11 protein-coding genes are annotated in these 14392 nt (G+C 64.3%); 10 read left to right on the forward strand and 1 reads right to left on the reverse strand.

Features of this window, described 5'->3' with window-relative positions:
* Entirely contained in the window at nucleotides 1-1476 is a 1476-nt protein-coding gene (tagH, locus tag PFZ56_RS04935) for a type VI secretion system-associated FHA domain protein TagH (protein ID WP_170001424.1), read from the reverse strand.
* Between the two features lie 391 nt (nucleotides 1477-1867).
* On the opposite strand from tagH, the gene tssA reads away from it, so the two are divergent.
* The 10 genes from tssA to PFZ56_RS04985 all read left to right on the forward strand — a co-directional run bounded on the left by tssA (nucleotide 1868) and on the right by PFZ56_RS04985 (nucleotide 14381).
* Nucleotides 1868-2887, forward strand: a complete 1020-nt coding sequence (gene tssA, locus PFZ56_RS04940) for a type VI secretion system protein TssA (protein ID WP_170001423.1) — start codon at nucleotides 1868-1870, stop codon at nucleotides 2885-2887.
* Nucleotides 2888-2968: 81 nt separating this feature from the next.
* A complete protein-coding gene (gene tssB, locus PFZ56_RS04945) occupies nucleotides 2969-3484 on the forward strand; it encodes a type VI secretion system contractile sheath small subunit (protein WP_102881305.1) in 516 nt (171 codons plus the stop codon).
* Between the two features lie 16 nt (nucleotides 3485-3500).
* Nucleotides 3501-4994, forward strand: coding sequence for a type VI secretion system contractile sheath large subunit (gene tssC / locus PFZ56_RS04950; protein ID WP_102862291.1), 1494 nt, complete (start codon nucleotides 3501-3503; stop codon nucleotides 4992-4994).
* A gap of 115 nt (nucleotides 4995-5109) precedes the next feature.
* Nucleotides 5110-5598, forward strand: a complete 489-nt coding sequence (locus PFZ56_RS04955; RefSeq protein WP_011064257.1) for a type VI secretion system tube protein Hcp — start codon at nucleotides 5110-5112, stop codon at nucleotides 5596-5598.
* Nucleotides 5599-5769: 171 nt separating this feature from the next.
* Nucleotides 5770-6285 carry a type VI secretion system baseplate subunit TssE gene (tssE, locus tag PFZ56_RS04960; protein WP_102862292.1) on the forward strand — a complete coding sequence of 172 codons (516 nt, stop codon included), beginning with the start codon at nucleotides 5770-5772 and terminating at the stop codon, nucleotides 6283-6285.
* Nucleotides 6282-8141 (forward strand): type VI secretion system baseplate subunit TssF, encoded by a 1860-nt coding sequence (tssF, locus tag PFZ56_RS04965; RefSeq protein WP_110594215.1) that lies wholly within the window; start codon nucleotides 6282-6284, stop codon nucleotides 8139-8141. The genes tssE and tssF overlap by 4 nt, the downstream gene beginning before the upstream one ends.
* Entirely contained in the window at nucleotides 8105-9157 is a 1053-nt protein-coding gene (gene tssG / locus PFZ56_RS04970) for a type VI secretion system baseplate subunit TssG (protein WP_110594214.1), read from the forward strand. Before tssF ends, tssG begins: the two co-directional genes overlap by 37 nt.
* Nucleotides 9150-11825: a type VI secretion system ATPase TssH gene (gene tssH, locus PFZ56_RS04975; protein ID WP_170001422.1), complete on the forward strand. Its 2676-nt coding sequence runs from the start codon at nucleotides 9150-9152 to the stop codon at nucleotides 11823-11825. The genes tssG and tssH overlap by 8 nt, the downstream gene beginning before the upstream one ends.
* Before the next feature lie 165 nt (nucleotides 11826-11990).
* On the forward strand, nucleotides 11991-13934 hold the full coding sequence (locus tag PFZ56_RS04980; RefSeq protein ID WP_110652897.1) for a type VI secretion system tip protein VgrG: 1944 nt from the start codon (nucleotides 11991-11993) through the stop codon (nucleotides 13932-13934).
* 15 nt (nucleotides 13935-13949) lie between these two features.
* Nucleotides 13950-14381, forward strand: a complete 432-nt coding sequence (locus PFZ56_RS04985; protein WP_123390081.1) for a DcrB-related protein — start codon at nucleotides 13950-13952, stop codon at nucleotides 14379-14381.
* Nucleotides 14382-14392 lie beyond the last annotated feature (11 nt).

A 14392-nucleotide genomic window follows, 5' to 3' on the forward strand; every position in this document is an offset into this window, starting at 1 on the left:
TCAGGAACGGCGCAGCCGGTGGGTATGCTCTTCGTAGGCGCGACTGAATTCACGACCGAAAAGGTCCTGGAAATCGTCCTGGGCCTCTTGGGAAATCTGCTTGTAGAGCGCCGTGAACTGCTGCCAGTTCTGCGCCTGCCGCGAACCGCTGAACAGGTTGCCCAGGCCACCGGGGCGGGCCATGCGGGCTTCCAGCTCAGTGGGTTCGAAGCGCCCCAGCAGGTGCTTGATCGCGGCTTCCACGCCGGCCATGACGGCCAGCTGGTGAGCCCGCAAATCGTCGAAGCTTTCCTGCACCGCCTGGTCCGGGGCCATGAACGCCTGGTTGCTGTGGCGCAGCAGCAGGAGCATGGCTTCGTCCACGTTAGGGGCGAATTTCAGCGGGTTGTTTTCCACCGGGCGGATCATGGTCTGCTGCATGCGGAACTCGCCCTTGAGGCTGCTGCGGGCACGCAACACATCGATCAGGCCTTCCACCATCAAGCGGTAGCTGCGCCCCAGGCTTTCCATCTGCGCCTGGGCCTGCTGCGGGTCGATGCGCAGCTGGTCCAGCCCGGCGCCCCGCAGGAAGGCTTGCAACAGGTCGGTTTGTGGCTCCGGCTCGGCCGCTGGCGCTGGCGCAACGGGAGCCGCAGGGGCGACAGGGGCAACGGGCACCACGGCTGCGACCTCGATCGGTTGCGGTTGCGGCTGCGGCTGCGGCTGCGGCTGCGGCTGCGGTGGTACTGCACTGAACTCAGCGACGCTGGCAAAGGGGTCCGGAGCAACAGGCGGCGCTGCGCTCGCCACCGGAGCCGGTCGGGCCGGTGTTTCGCCGAACAGGTCCCAGTCCTCCGGAATCACCGCCGCGCCCTGGGGCGCAGCCGGCTGAGGCGCAGCTACGGGCTGAGGCACGGTCGTGGGGGTCGGTGGGCGAAAATCGTGCTGCTCGGCGGGCACATGATCGGGCTGAGTGGCCGGAGGCGTGGCGCTCGGAGTCAGGAAATCGAACAGGTCAGGAAAAGTGTCCTGGGCCGAAGCCCCCTGAAAATGCGCCACCGGCGCCATGGCAATCGGCTCGATCGGCGTGGGAGGCGACGAGTGGCGCCCCATCAGCGCTTCGAAACTGTTGGAGCTGTCCCCGGAAAAGGCCTCAACCTGAGCACGATTGAGACTGAAATCGATCCGCGCACTGATTTCATAATCGCCAATGCGAATAACCTCGCCATCTTCCAATGGCTCACTGCTACCCCGGCGCATACGAATACCGGCACGGACTAACTCCACACCATTAGTACTGTTATCGGTCAAATAATAACGGCCATCCTTGTATTGGATGACACAATGTCGCGCTGAAACTAAGCGCTCGGGATCAGGAAGTACCCAGTCATTATCGGAACTACGGCCAATTGCCATCATTCCCTGATCCATTAGTTTCTCAGGGCATTGGCCAGGGGTAATCTTGTGATAACTAGTGATAGTCAAACACAGCGACATTGCGCCTCCTTGCTGTACTTCCGCGTGCGAACCGGCGGCGGGGAAAAAGTTCCGTAAAAAATGAAAAACCCGCAAAAAATCCTTTAAACAGCACCGTTCACAGCATGATCGCTCAACTTAAACTACACAGATGACAAAAGCCTTTCGTCCCGCCCCAATCTGACTCGCCGGTCAAGGAACTAATAAGTCGACATAACACTGTCATGCGGGGCGAATAGCTTACCTTGACAAGCCACAACTACTACACCAAAAATGTACAACTTCTTGAACACGGATGATGGCTCACTAGTATCAATGAGTCCATGTTAACCAAGAAATGTGCGCGAGTTCACAAACAACTAGTGCATTAATTGCCTGACTGTCCTGCAGGCTGATAGGGAGATCGAACCAGGTGGATGTACCGATGTTGCTCGCCGCTATTTCAGCAACTTCGCCTTGTGGCGAAGACCTGGAATATGACGCGGAATTCTTGCACTTGGAGCGGGCCGCACAAGGCCAGCCCGAGCGCAGCATGGGCGACTCGATCCTGCCGGCCGAGCCGCCGGACTGGCGCAGCGTCCAGCAACAGAGCCTGGACTTGCTGGCCCGCAGCAAAGACCTGCGCATCACCCATTTCCTCCTGCAAAGTACCCTGGCCCTTGAAGGCCTGCCGGGCCTGGCCACCAGCCTCGACCTGATCAACGGTTTGCTCCGTGATTACTGGGCCGAGCTGCACCCGCGCCTGGACGCCGACGACGACAACGATCCCACGGTGCGGATCAATGCCCTGGCCGGCCTGGCAGCAGACTCCACTATCGGCCTGTTGCGCGAAGCCATCCTCACCCGTTCCCGGACCTTCGGCCCGGTGAGCGTGCGCGCGGCGCTGAACGCCGCCGGCCTGCAGCACTTCTCGGGCGAAAGCCTGGGTTCCGATCACTTGGCCGGGGCCCTGCAAGACAGCGACCCAGAGCACCTGGAAGCCATTCGCCACGCCTTGAGCAGCGCTCGCTCGGCGGCCGAATCCATCGAAAAGCAGGTCAGCGAACAAGTGGGTTCCGCCAGCGGCGTTGACCTCAGCGCCCTCAAGCAGCCCCTGCGCCTGGCGCTGCAGGTGCTGGGCCAGCACGCCCCGCAAACCAGCGAAAGCCACGCCGATGAGCCCGCCGAAGCCCCCGCGAACGAGGCCGGCAACGCGCCCGTGGCGCCAGCCGCAACGCGGATTTCCGGCGAGATCAACAGCCGTGAGGACGTGCTGCGCAGCCTCGACCGGCTGCTGGCCTACTACAGCCGTCACGAGCCTTCGAGCCCGCTGCCGGTGCTGCTCAACCGAGCCAAGAATCTGGTCAACGCCGATTTCGCGGCCATCGTGCGCAATCTGATCCCCGATGGCATGTCCCAATTTGAAAACCTGCGCGGCCCCGAATCCGACTAACCCCGGTACGGCCGAACAGTATCGTCAGCGGCAATCACCGACCGACGCCAACACCGTCGCAACAGCGACCAGGAGCACAACGTGGCGAAGCAAAGTTCTCAAAAGTTCATCGCGCGCAACCGCGCGCCCCGGGTGCAGATCGAGTACGACGTCGAACTCTACGGCGCCGAGAAAAAGGTCCAGCTGCCCTTCGTCATGGGCGTGATGGCTGACCTGGCCGGCAAGCCCGTCGAGCCCCTGGCGGCGGTGGCCGATCGCAAGTTCCTGGAAATCGACGTCGACAACTTCGACTCGCGCCTCAAGGCCATGCAGCCACGGGTCGCGTTCCACGTGCCCAACGAACTGACCGGCGAAGGCAACCTGAGCCTGGACATCACCTTCGAGAGCATGGACGACTTCAGCCCCGCCGCGGTGGCGCGCAAGGTCGACTCCCTGAACCAGCTGCTGGAGGCCCGTACCCAACTGGCCAACCTGCTGACCTACATGGACGGCAAGACCGGTGCTGAAGAAATCATCATGAAAGCCATCAAGGATCCGGCGTTGCTCCAGGCCCTGGCGAGTGCGCCAAAACCTGTGGACTCCGAGCCGAACGCGTAAATCAGGACCAACGATCATGACCGAATTGATGCGTGACAATCAGGCCCAACCCGGCGCCACCGAGCAGGCCAGCGAATTCGCTTCGCTGCTGCTGCAGGAATTCAAACCCAAGACCGAGCGCGCTCGCGAAGCCGTGGAAACCGCCGTGCGGACCCTGGCCGAACAGGCCCTGGCGCAGACCGACCTGGTGTCCAACGACGCCATCAAGTCGATCGAATCGATCATCGCCGCCATCGACGCCAAGCTCACCGCCCAGGTCAACCAGGTGATCCATCACCCGGAATTCCAGAAACTGGAAAGCGCCTGGCGTGGCCTGCACTACCTGGTCAACAACACCGAGAGCGACGAGCAGCTGAAGATCCGCGTGCTCAACATCTCCAAGCCGGAGCTGCACAAGACCCTGAAGAAATTCAAGGGCACGGCCTGGGACCAGAGCCCGCTGTTCAAGAAGATGTACGAAGAAGAATACGGCCAGTTCGGCGGCGAGCCTTACGGCTGCCTGGTGGGCGACTACTACTTCGACCAGTCGCCACCGGATGTCGAGCTCTTGGGCGAGCTGTCGAAAGTCTGCGCCGCCATGCACTCCCCGTTCATCGCCGCGGCTTCGCCGACCGTGATGGGCATGGGTTCGTGGCAGGAACTGTCCAACCCGCGCGATCTGACCAAGATCTTCACCACCCCGGAATACGCCGGCTGGCGTTCGCTGCGTGAGTCGGAAGACTCGCGCTACATCGGCCTGACCATGCCGCGCTTCCTGGCGCGCCTGCCGTACGGCGCCAAGACCGACCCGGTGGAAGCCTTCGCCTTCGAAGAAAACACCGACGGCGCCGACAGTTCCAAGTACACCTGGGCCAACGCCGCCTACGCCATGGCGGTGAACATCAACCGCTCGTTCAAGCATTTCGGCTGGTGCTCGCGGATTCGCGGCGTGGAATCGGGTGGCGAGGTGGAAAACCTCCCGGCCCACACCTTCCCCACCGACGACGGTGGCGTGGACATGAAGTGCCCGACCGAGATCGCCATCTCCGACCGCCGTGAAGCGGAACTGGCGAAGAACGGCTTCATGCCGCTGCTGCACAAGAAGAACACCGACTTCGCTGCCTTCATCGGCGCCCAGTCGCTGCAGAAGCCCGCCGAGTACGACGACCCGGACGCCACCGCCAACGCCAACCTGGCCGCGCGCCTGCCGTACCTGTTCGCCACCTGCCGCTTCGCCCATTACCTGAAGTGCATCGTGCGCGACAAGATCGGCTCCTTCAAAGAGAAGGACGAGATGCAGCGCTGGTTGCAGGACTGGATCCTCAACTACGTCGACGGTGATCCGGCGCACTCCACCGAAACCACCAAGGCCCAGCACCCACTGGCCGCGGCGGAAGTGGTGGTCGAGGAAGTCGAAGGCAACCCGGGCTACTACAACTCGAAGTTCTTCCTGCGCCCGCACTACCAGCTCGAAGGGCTGACCGTGTCGTTGCGCCTGGTATCCAAACTGCCGTCCGCCAAGGGCGCCTGACCCATAACCGACTCAAATCTGTCGCCGCCACAAGCCGCGCAAGGTCCCCAGGGCCTCGCGCAGCGGCGACAGACGCTGAATCAACATCGTGGCAAGTGCCACACAGGGAGAAAACATGGCTGTTGATATTTTCATCAAGATCGGTGACATCAAGGGCGAGTCCATGGACAAAGCCCACAAAGACGAAATCGACGTGCTGAACTGGAGCTGGGGCATGTCCCAGTCCGGCAACATGCACGTGGGTGGCGGCGGCGGTGCGGGCAAGGTGAACATCCAGGACCTGTCGCTGACCAAGTACGTCGACAAGGCCTCGCCGAACCTGATGATGCATTGCTCCAGCGGCAAGCACATCGACAAGGTGCGCCTGACCGTGCGCAAGGCCGGCGGCGAAAGCCAGGTCGAGTACATGATCATCGACCTGGAAGAAGTGCTGATCACGTCCCTGAGCACCGGCGGCTCGGGCAGCGATGACCGCCTGACCGAAAACATCACCCTGAACTTCGCTCAGGTGATGGTCGAGTACCAGCCGCAGAAAGCCGACGGCACCAAGGACGGCGGCCCGATCAAGTACGGCTGGAACATCCGCTCGAACACCAAGCGCTGATCCGCTGCGGTCGCGCCGCGGCGGCGAAAGATCCGGGCCATGCTGCATGCGTGGCCCGGGTTGCGAGGACGTTGTCCTCGTTCGCAGCCTGCGGCAGCGGCTACAGGGGTGTGCGCCTGTGCCCCTTTTCGTGACGTCATGCCTGCGCAATCCGATCCTGGAGCGAACCCTTTGGTAACCGACATCGCCGCCCGCGATCGCTTGCAACCCTCTTTGCTGGATCGTCTGACCGACGATGAGCCCGGCAACCTGAAAGAAAGCCCGGACAAGCGCGTGCTGTCCCTGAGCCAGCTCAAGGCCTCGGTACTGCGCGACCTGGCATGGCTGCTCAACACCACTTCCCTGCTGGAAGCCGATGCCACCCTGCACACCCCCGCCGGTACGTCGGTGGTCAACTACGGCTTGCCGGCCCTGGCCGGGTACAGCGCGTCGAGCATCGATATTCCGGCCCTGGAAAGCCTGATCCACCAGGCCATCGCCACCTTTGAACCACGCATCCTGCGCAGCACCTTGCGGGTTCGCGCGCGCACCGCGCCCGGCGAGATGAACCACAACGCCCTGAGCTTCGAGATCGAGGGCGATCTGTGGGCCCAGCCGATGCCCCTGCGCCTGCTGCTGCAAACCGACATGGACCTGGAATCCGGGCATGTCCGGGTGGTGCAAGCCGACTCCCGGAGGCGCTCATGAATCCGCGCCTGTTGGAGCTGTACAACCAGGAACTGCACCACGTGCGCGAAAGCGCCGCGGAGTTCGCCAAGGAATACCCGAAGATCGCCAGCCGCCTGACCCTGTCGGGCATGGACTGCGCCGACCCTTATGTCGAGCGCCTGCTGGAAGGCTTCGCCTATCTGACGGCCCGGGTACAGTTGAAGCTCGATGCCGAGTACCCGACCTTCACCCACAACCTGCTGGAGATCGCCTACCCGCACTACCTGGCGCCGACCCCGTCGATGACCGTGGTGCAGTTGCAGGCCGATCCCGATGAAGGCTCCCTGAGCAGCGGCTTCACCCTGGAGCGCGACACCAGCCTGCGGGCCGCCCTGAGCCGCGACACCCAGACCTGCTGCGAGTACCGCACCGCTCACGCGGTGACGCTGTGGCCGCTGCAAGTCAGCCAGGCCGAATACTTCGGCAACCCGGCAGCGGTGCTCGGACGCCTGGCCGCCAACGAGCCCAAGGCCAAGGCCGGGCTGCGCCTGACCCTGCGCACCGGCGCCGAACTGCCGTTCAACAGCCTGGCTCTGGAGCAGTTGCCGCTGTACCTGAACGGCAACGACGAGCTGCCGTTCCGCCTCTACGAACAGTTGCTGGGCAACGCCTGTGCGGTGTTCGCCCGAGCTCCGGGCAGCGACTGGGTCGAGCGCCTGCCACTGGACGCCCTGCGCTCCCGTGGCTTCGACGACCGCGACGCGGCCCTGCCAGTAGTGCCCCAGGCCTTCCAGGGCTATCGCCTGCTGCAGGAATACTTCGCCCTGCCCAACCGCTTCCTGTTCGTCGAGTTCGCCCAGCTGGGCCGTGCGGTACAACGCTGCGCCGGCCAGGAGCTGGAGCTGATCGTACTCTTCGAGCGCTTCGACCAGAGCCTGGAAGGCAGCGTCGGCACCGCCCAGTTCGTGCCCTTCTGCACCCCGGCGATCAACCTGTTTCCCAAGCGCCTGGACCGCATCCACCTGTCCGACCGGGTCAACGAACACCATGTGATCGCCGACCGCACCCGGCCCATGGATTTCGAAGTGCACTCGCTGACCGCCATCAGTGGCCACGGCACCGGGCCGGAGCAGCCATTCCTGCCGTTCTACGCGGTGCGTGACCCGTCCCGCTACGGCCGCGACCAGGCTTACTACATCGTCCGCCGCGAACCCCGGGTGCTGTCCAGCGACCAGCGCCGCAACGGCCCGCGCTCCACTTACATCGGCAGTGAGTCTTTCGTCAGCCTGGTGGACAGCCAGCAGGCACCCTACCGCCATGACTTGCGCCAGCTCGGGGTCAGCGCCCTGTGCACCAACCGCGACCTGCCGCTGTTCATGAACACCGGCAACGCCAAGACCGACTTCACCCTGGCCGACAGCGCCCCGGTGCAGGCCATCCGCTGCCTGGCCGGCCCCAGCCGACCACGCCCCAGCCACGCCCATGATGGCAAGGCCTGGCGCCTGATCAGCCAGCTGTCGCTGAACTACCTGTCCCTGAGCGAACAGGGCCAGGGCGCGGCGGCCCTGCGCGAGCTGTTGCGGCTGTATGGCGACAGCAACGATGCGGCCCTGCAATTGCAGATCGAGGGCCTGCGGGACGTCAGCAGCAAGGCGGTGACCCGGCGCCTGCCGATGCCCGGGCCGATCGTCTTCGGCCGGGGCCTGGAGATCACCCTGCAATTCGACGAAAACGCGTTTCGCGGCACCGGGGTGTTCCTGCTCGGCGCGGTCTTCGAGCGCTTCCTGGCACGTTACGTGTCGATCAACAGTTTTACCGAGACGGTGATCCGTACCACCGAACGCGGCGAGATCATGCGATGGAAAGCCAAGCCCGGACGTCGTCCGACTCTTTGAATACGCTGACGGCGATGCACGCCGAGCCCTGGGAGTACGACTTCTTCCAGGCCCTGCGGCGTATCGAATGCCTGTCGCCGCAACTGCCGCGCTTCGGTCACTCCCTGCGCCTGGCGGACGATCCGCTGCGCCTGGGCCAGCAGGCCGATTGCACCTTCGCCCCCTCGACCCTGGCTTCGGTCACACCGGGCAGCGACGGCGCGGCCACGCGCCTGGAGCAGTTCTTCTTCGGCCTCGGCGGCCCCAACGGCCCCCTGCCACTGCACATCACCGAGTACGTGCGCGAACGCCAGCGCAACAACGCCGACAGCACCAGCAAGCGCTTTCTCGATGTGTTCCACCATCGCCTGCTGAGCCTGTTCTACCGGGCCTGGGCCGAAGCCCGGCCGACGGTGAGCCACGACCGCCCGGAGGACGACTACTGGTCCGCGCGCCTGGCGGCCCTGAGTGGCCGGGGCATGCCCAGCCTGCTCAAGCAGGGGCTGATCCCCGACACCGCCAAGCTGCACTACAGCGGCCACCTGGCGGCCCAGACCCGCTACCCGGACGGCCTGCGCGCCATCATCAGCGAATATTTCGGCCTGCCGGTGGCGATCGAGGAATACGTCGGCCAGTGGCTGGAGCTGCCGGAGCGCAGCCGGGTCGGGGTGCAGTCCCATCAGCTGGGGGTGGACTTCTGCCTGGGCAGCCACGTCTGGGACCGCCAGCACAAATTCCGCATTCGCCTGGGTCCGCTGAAGTTGGAGGACTACCAGGGGATGCTGCCCGACGGCCAGCCGTTCAAGGAACTGGTGGCCTGGGTCGCCGAATACCTGGGCTTCGAGCTGGACTGGGACCTGAACCTGGTCCTGCTCAAGGACGAAGTGCCCAAGCTGCAACTCAACGGCCGCCAGCGCCTGGGTTTCAACACCTGGCTCGGTCAACCCGGCAGTGATGCCAAGGATCTAATACTGGCCCGGCACTACGCCGACCTGGCCACTACCTCACGTACACCAAGGAGCACAGAGCATGGGTGAAATCAGTCGCGCGGCGCTGTTCGGCAAACTCAACAGCGTTGCCTACAAAGCCATCGAAGCCGCCACAGTCTTCTGCAAGTTGCGGGGCAATCCCTATGTGGAACTGGCCCACTGGCTGCACCAGTTGCTGCAACTTGCGGACTCGGACCTGCACCGCATCATCCGCCAGTTCAACCTGGAGCCGGCGCGCCTGGCCAAGGACCTGACCGAAGCCCTGGATCGCCTGCCCCGGGGCTCGACCTCGATCACCGACCTGTCGTCCCACGTCGAGGAAGCGGTGGAACGCGGCTGGGTCTACGGCAGCCTGATGTTCGGCGAAAGCCAGGTGCGCACCGGCTACCTGGTGATCGGCATCCTCAAGACGCCAAGCCTGCGCCACGCGCTGCTGGGGCTGTCCCGGGAGTTCGACAAGATCAAGATCGAGGCCCTGTGCGAGCGCTTTGACGAGTACATCGGCGACTCGCCGGAAAACGCCCTGAGCGCCAGCGACGGTTTCACTGCCGGCGCGGTGCCGGGCGAAGCCAGCGGCGCCATGGCACCCAGCGCCCTGGGCAAGCAGGAAGCCCTCAAGCGCTTCACCGTCGACCTCACCGAGCAGGCCCGCAGCGGCAAGCTCGACCCCATCGTCGGCCGTGACGAAGAGATTCGCCAACTGGTGGACATCCTCATGCGTCGCCGCCAGAACAACCCGATCCTCACCGGCGAAGCCGGGGTCGGCAAGACCGCGGTGGTGGAAGGTTTCGCCCTGCGCATCGTCGCCGGCGACGTGCCGCCAGCGCTCAAGGACGTCGAACTGCGCAGCCTGGATGTCGGCCTGCTGCAGGCCGGTGCCAGCATGAAGGGCGAGTTCGAACAGCGCCTGCGCCAGGTCATCGAAGACGTCCAGGCCTCGCCCAAGCCGATCATCCTGTTCATCGACGAAGCCCACACCCTGGTGGGCGCCGGTGGCGCCGCCGGCACCGGCGATGCGGCCAACCTGCTGAAACCGGCCCTGGCCCGCGGCACCCTGCGCACCGTGGCCGCCACCACCTGGGCCGAGTACAAGAAGCACATCGAGAAAGACCCGGCCCTGACCCGGCGCTTCCAGGTGGTGCAAGTGGCCGAGCCGTCGGAAGACAAGGCGCTGCTGATGATGCGCGGCGTGGCCTCGACCATGGAGCAGCACCATCAGGTGCAGATCCTCGACGAAGCCCTGGAAGCCTCGGTCAAGCTGTCCCATCGCTACATCCCAGCGCGCCAGTTGCCGGACAAATCCGTCAGCCTGCTGGACACCGCGTGTGCCCGCGTCGCCATCAGCCTGCACGCCGTGCCGGCCGAGGTGGACGATAGCCGCCGGCGCATCGAGGCCCTGGAAACCGAGCTGCAGATCATCGCCCGGGAACAGGCGATCGGCGTGGCCATCGGCAACCGCCAGGTCAACAGCGAAAACCTCCTGGCCGCCGAGCGCGAGCGCCTGGCCGAGCTGGAAAGCCGCTGGACGCAAGAGAAGACCCTGGTGGACGAACTGCTGGCGACCCGCGCCCAACTGCGGGAAAACGTCGGCCTGGTGGACAGCGACGTTGGCGACGCAAGCCACGGCCTGCGGGAAAAGCTGCTGGACCTGCAACAGCGCCTGACGGTCCTGCAAGGTGAAACCCCGTTGATCCTGCCGACCGTGGATTACCAGGCGGTGGCCTCGGTGGTCGCCGACTGGACCGGGATTCCCGTGGGCCGCATGGCCCGCAACGAACTGGAAACCGTGCTCAACCTCGACCAGCACCTGAAGAAACGCATCATCGGCCAGGACCACGCCCTGCAGATGATCGCCAAGCGCATCCAGACCTCCCGCGCCGGCCTCGACAACCCCAACAAGCCGATTGGCGTATTCATGCTGGCGGGCACCTCCGGGGTGGGCAAGACCGAAACCGCCCTGGCCCTGGCCGAAGCCATGTACGGCGGTGAGCAGAACGTCATCACCATCAACATGAGCGAGTTCCAGGAAGCCCACACCGTGTCCACCCTCAAGGGTGCCCCGCCGGGCTACGTCGGCTACGGCGAAGGCGGCGTGCTCACCGAAGCGGTGCGGCGCAAGCCCTACAGCGTGGTGCTGCTGGACGAAGTGGAAAAGGCTCACCCGGACGTGCACGAGATCTTCTTCCAGGTGTTCGACAAGGGCGTCATGGAAGACGGCGAAGGCCGCATGATCGACTTCAAGAACACCCTGATCCTGCTCACCACCAACGCCGGCACCGAGCTGATCGCCAACGTCTGCAAGAACCCGCAGACCCTGCCCGAGCCGGAAGAGATCGCCAAGGCCCTGCGCCAGCCATTGCTGGAGATCTTCCCGCCGGCGCTGCTGGGGCGCCTGGTGACCATCCCCTACTACCCACTGAGCGACGACATGCTCAAGGCGATCACCCGCCTGCAACTGGGACGGATCAAGAAGCGCGTGGAAAGCACCCACAAGGTGGATTTCGATTTCGACGACGAGGTCATCGACCTGATCGTTTCCCGTTGCACCGAGACCGAGAGTGGTGGCCGCATGATCGACGCCATCCTGACCAACAGCCTGCTGCCGGACATGAGCCGCGAGTTCCTCACCCGCATGCTCGAAGGCCGCGCGCTGGCCGGGGTGCGCATTCGCCAGCGGGACAACGAATTGCACTACGACTTCAGCGAGCCGGCCTGACCCCGGGTTCCCTGTAGCCGCTGCCGCAGGCTGCGAACGAGCTGGGCGGCATTGCCTTGAGGGCCAGAGAAGGCCCTTCGGGCCTTGTCGCAGCCTTCGGCAGCGGCTACAGGGAGCGCGCCGGACGCCGTGTTCAGGCACACCACGCATTCAACGAGACTGACGATGCTATTTCAGCAATCCACACGACTGGCACAGGTCAATTGCCCACTGGGACCGGACGTCCTGCTGCTCAACAGCATGGGCGGCGGCGAAGAGCTGGGGCGCTTGTTCGATTACCAGCTGCAGCTGACTTCCAGCGACGCCAACATCGACCTCAACCAGTTGCTGGGCAAACCCATGGGCCTGAGCGTGCAGTTGGACGACGGCAGCCAGCGCTATTTCCACGGCATCGTGGCCCGCTGCAGCCAGAACGTCGACAGCGGCCAGTTCGCCAGCTACCAGGTGACCCTGCGCCCCTGGCTGTGGCTGCTCAGCCGCACCTCCGACTGCCGAATTTTCCAGAACCTGAGCATCCCGCAGATCATCAAGCAGGTGTTTCGCGACCTGGGCTTTTCCGATTTCGAAGACGCCCTGAGCCGTCCCTATCGGGAATGGGAATACTGCGTGCAGTACCGCGAGACCAGCTTCGACTTCGTCAGCCGGCTGATGGAACAGGAAGGCATCTACTACTTCTTCCGCCACGAGAAGGACCGCCACGTGCTGGTGCTGGCTGACGCCTACGGTGCCCACAGCAGCGTGCCCGGCTACGCCTCGGTGCCCTACTACCCCCGGGACGAGCAACAGCGCGAGCGCGACCACATCTTCGACTGGCACCTGGCCCAGGAAGTCCAGCCCGGCTCCCTTGAGCTCAACGACTACGACTTCCAGCGCCCCAGCGCACGGATCGACGTGCGCTCGGCCATGCCGCGCCCCCACAGCGCCGGCGACTACCCGCTCTACGACTACCCCGGCACCTACGTGCAGAGCAGCGACGGCGAGCACTACGCGCAGACCCGCATCGAAGCCCTGCAAAGCCTGCACGAGCGCATCGAACTGAGCGGCAATGCCCGTGGCCTGGGGGTGGGCAACCTGTTCAACCTCACCGGCTTCAGCCGCCAGGACCAGAACCGCGAGTACCTGATCGTCGGCATCCACTACTACGTGGTCCAGGAGAGCCTGGAGACCGGCGGCAGCGGCGGCTCGGCACAGTTCGAAAGCCACCTGACCTGCATCGACGCCCAGCAGAGTTTCCGCCCCCTGGCCAAGACCCAGCGACCCATCGTCCAGGGCCCGCAGACCGCGCGGGTGGTGGGCCCGGCCGGGGAAGAGATCTGGACCGACCAATATGGCCGGGTCAAGGTGCACTTCCATTGGGACCGCCACGACCAGTCCAACGAGAACAGCTCCTGCTGGATTCGCGTGTCCCAGGCCTGGGCCGGCAAGAACTGGGGCTCGATGCAGATCCCGCGGATCGGCCAGGAAGTGATCGTCAGCTTCCTCGAAGGCGACCCCGACCGCCCGATCATCACCGGCCGGGTGTACAACGCCGAGCAGACCGTGCCCTACGACCTGCCGGCCAACGCCACCCAGAGCGGGATGAAGAGTCGTTCGAGCAAAGGCGGCAGCCCGGCCAACTTCAACGAAATCCGCATGGAAGACAAAAAGGGCGCCGAACAGCTGTACATCCACGCCGAGCGCAACCAGGACATCGTGGTCGAGGTCAACGAAAGCCACTCGGTGGGCAATGACCGGGTCAAGAGCATTGGCCGCGACGAGACCGTGACCATCGGCTCTGCCCGCCTGCGCGCGGTGAAGGAGCTCGACGTGCTGGTGGTCGGCGGCAAAAAGACCGACAGCATCAGCCAGAGCTACATCATCGAAGTGGGCGAGAACCTGCGCCTGGTCTGCGGCGAAAGCGTGCTGGAGTTGAACGCCAGCGGCCAGATCAACCTCAGCGGCAAGCAGATCAGCTTCTATGCCTCGGGCGATGCCGAATTCAATACCGGCGGCGTGCTGCACCTGAACAACGGCGGCAGCGCTGGCGCGACCCCTGAAGGCCAGGGCGTCAAAGGCAGCATCGATGCCAGCGTCGACGCCATGTTTCCCAAGCCCCAGGGCACCCCCTAACCAGAGCCCAGCGCCATGACTTATCGCATCAATGAATTTCAGTTCGCCTTGCCGCCCAGCGAGCTGCTGGACGCATCGATCAACATCCTCAAGTTCCCGGAGCTGGGCACCTCGCTGATCGTCAGCCGCAGCCAGCTGGCCGAGGGTGAAACCCTGCAGAGCAGCTTCGACAGCCAGCTCAAGAAACTCGAACAACAGGTTCAGGAGTTGCGCTACCAGCCCGGCGTGGCGATTCGCGTGGGCAGCGCCCAGGAGGTCGACGCTCTGGAGCTGCGCAGCCAGTTCAACAAGGGCACCGAGCAGGTCTTCCAGTACCAACTGGCGCTGGTTCTGCCCGGTACTCGCAAGATGCTTGCCCTCAGCTACGTCAAGGCACAACCGCTGAACGATAGCGACGCCGCGCACTGGGCCAGCATCAAGCAATCCCTGAATTTCAACACGCCTTGATGATGAGCCAG

The sequence above is a fragment of the Pseudomonas danubii genome (genome assembly GCF_042980055.1).
Taxonomy (GTDB): domain Bacteria; phylum Pseudomonadota; class Gammaproteobacteria; order Pseudomonadales; family Pseudomonadaceae; genus Aquipseudomonas; species Aquipseudomonas danubii.

Coding starts and splice junctions, on each gene's coding strand:
- tssH (WP_170001422.1), top strand. CDS start 9,150: ATGGGTGAAATCAGTCGCGCGGCGCTGTTCGGCAAACTCAACAGCGTT.
- tssC (WP_102862291.1), top strand. CDS start 3,501: ATGACCGAATTGATGCGTGACAATCAGGCCCAACCCGGCGCCACCGAG.
- PFZ56_RS04955 (WP_011064257.1), top strand. CDS start 5,110: ATGGCTGTTGATATTTTCATCAAGATCGGTGACATCAAGGGCGAGTCC.
- tssF (WP_110594215.1), top strand. CDS start 6,282: ATGAATCCGCGCCTGTTGGAGCTGTACAACCAGGAACTGCACCACGTG.
- tagH (WP_170001424.1), bottom strand. CDS start 1,476: ATGTCGCTGTGTTTGACTATCACTAGTTATCACAAGATTACCCCTGGC.
- tssG (WP_110594214.1), top strand. CDS start 8,105: ATGGAAAGCCAAGCCCGGACGTCGTCCGACTCTTTGAATACGCTGACG.
- PFZ56_RS04985 (WP_123390081.1), top strand. CDS start 13,950: ATGACTTATCGCATCAATGAATTTCAGTTCGCCTTGCCGCCCAGCGAG.
- PFZ56_RS04980 (WP_110652897.1), top strand. CDS start 11,991: ATGCTATTTCAGCAATCCACACGACTGGCACAGGTCAATTGCCCACTG.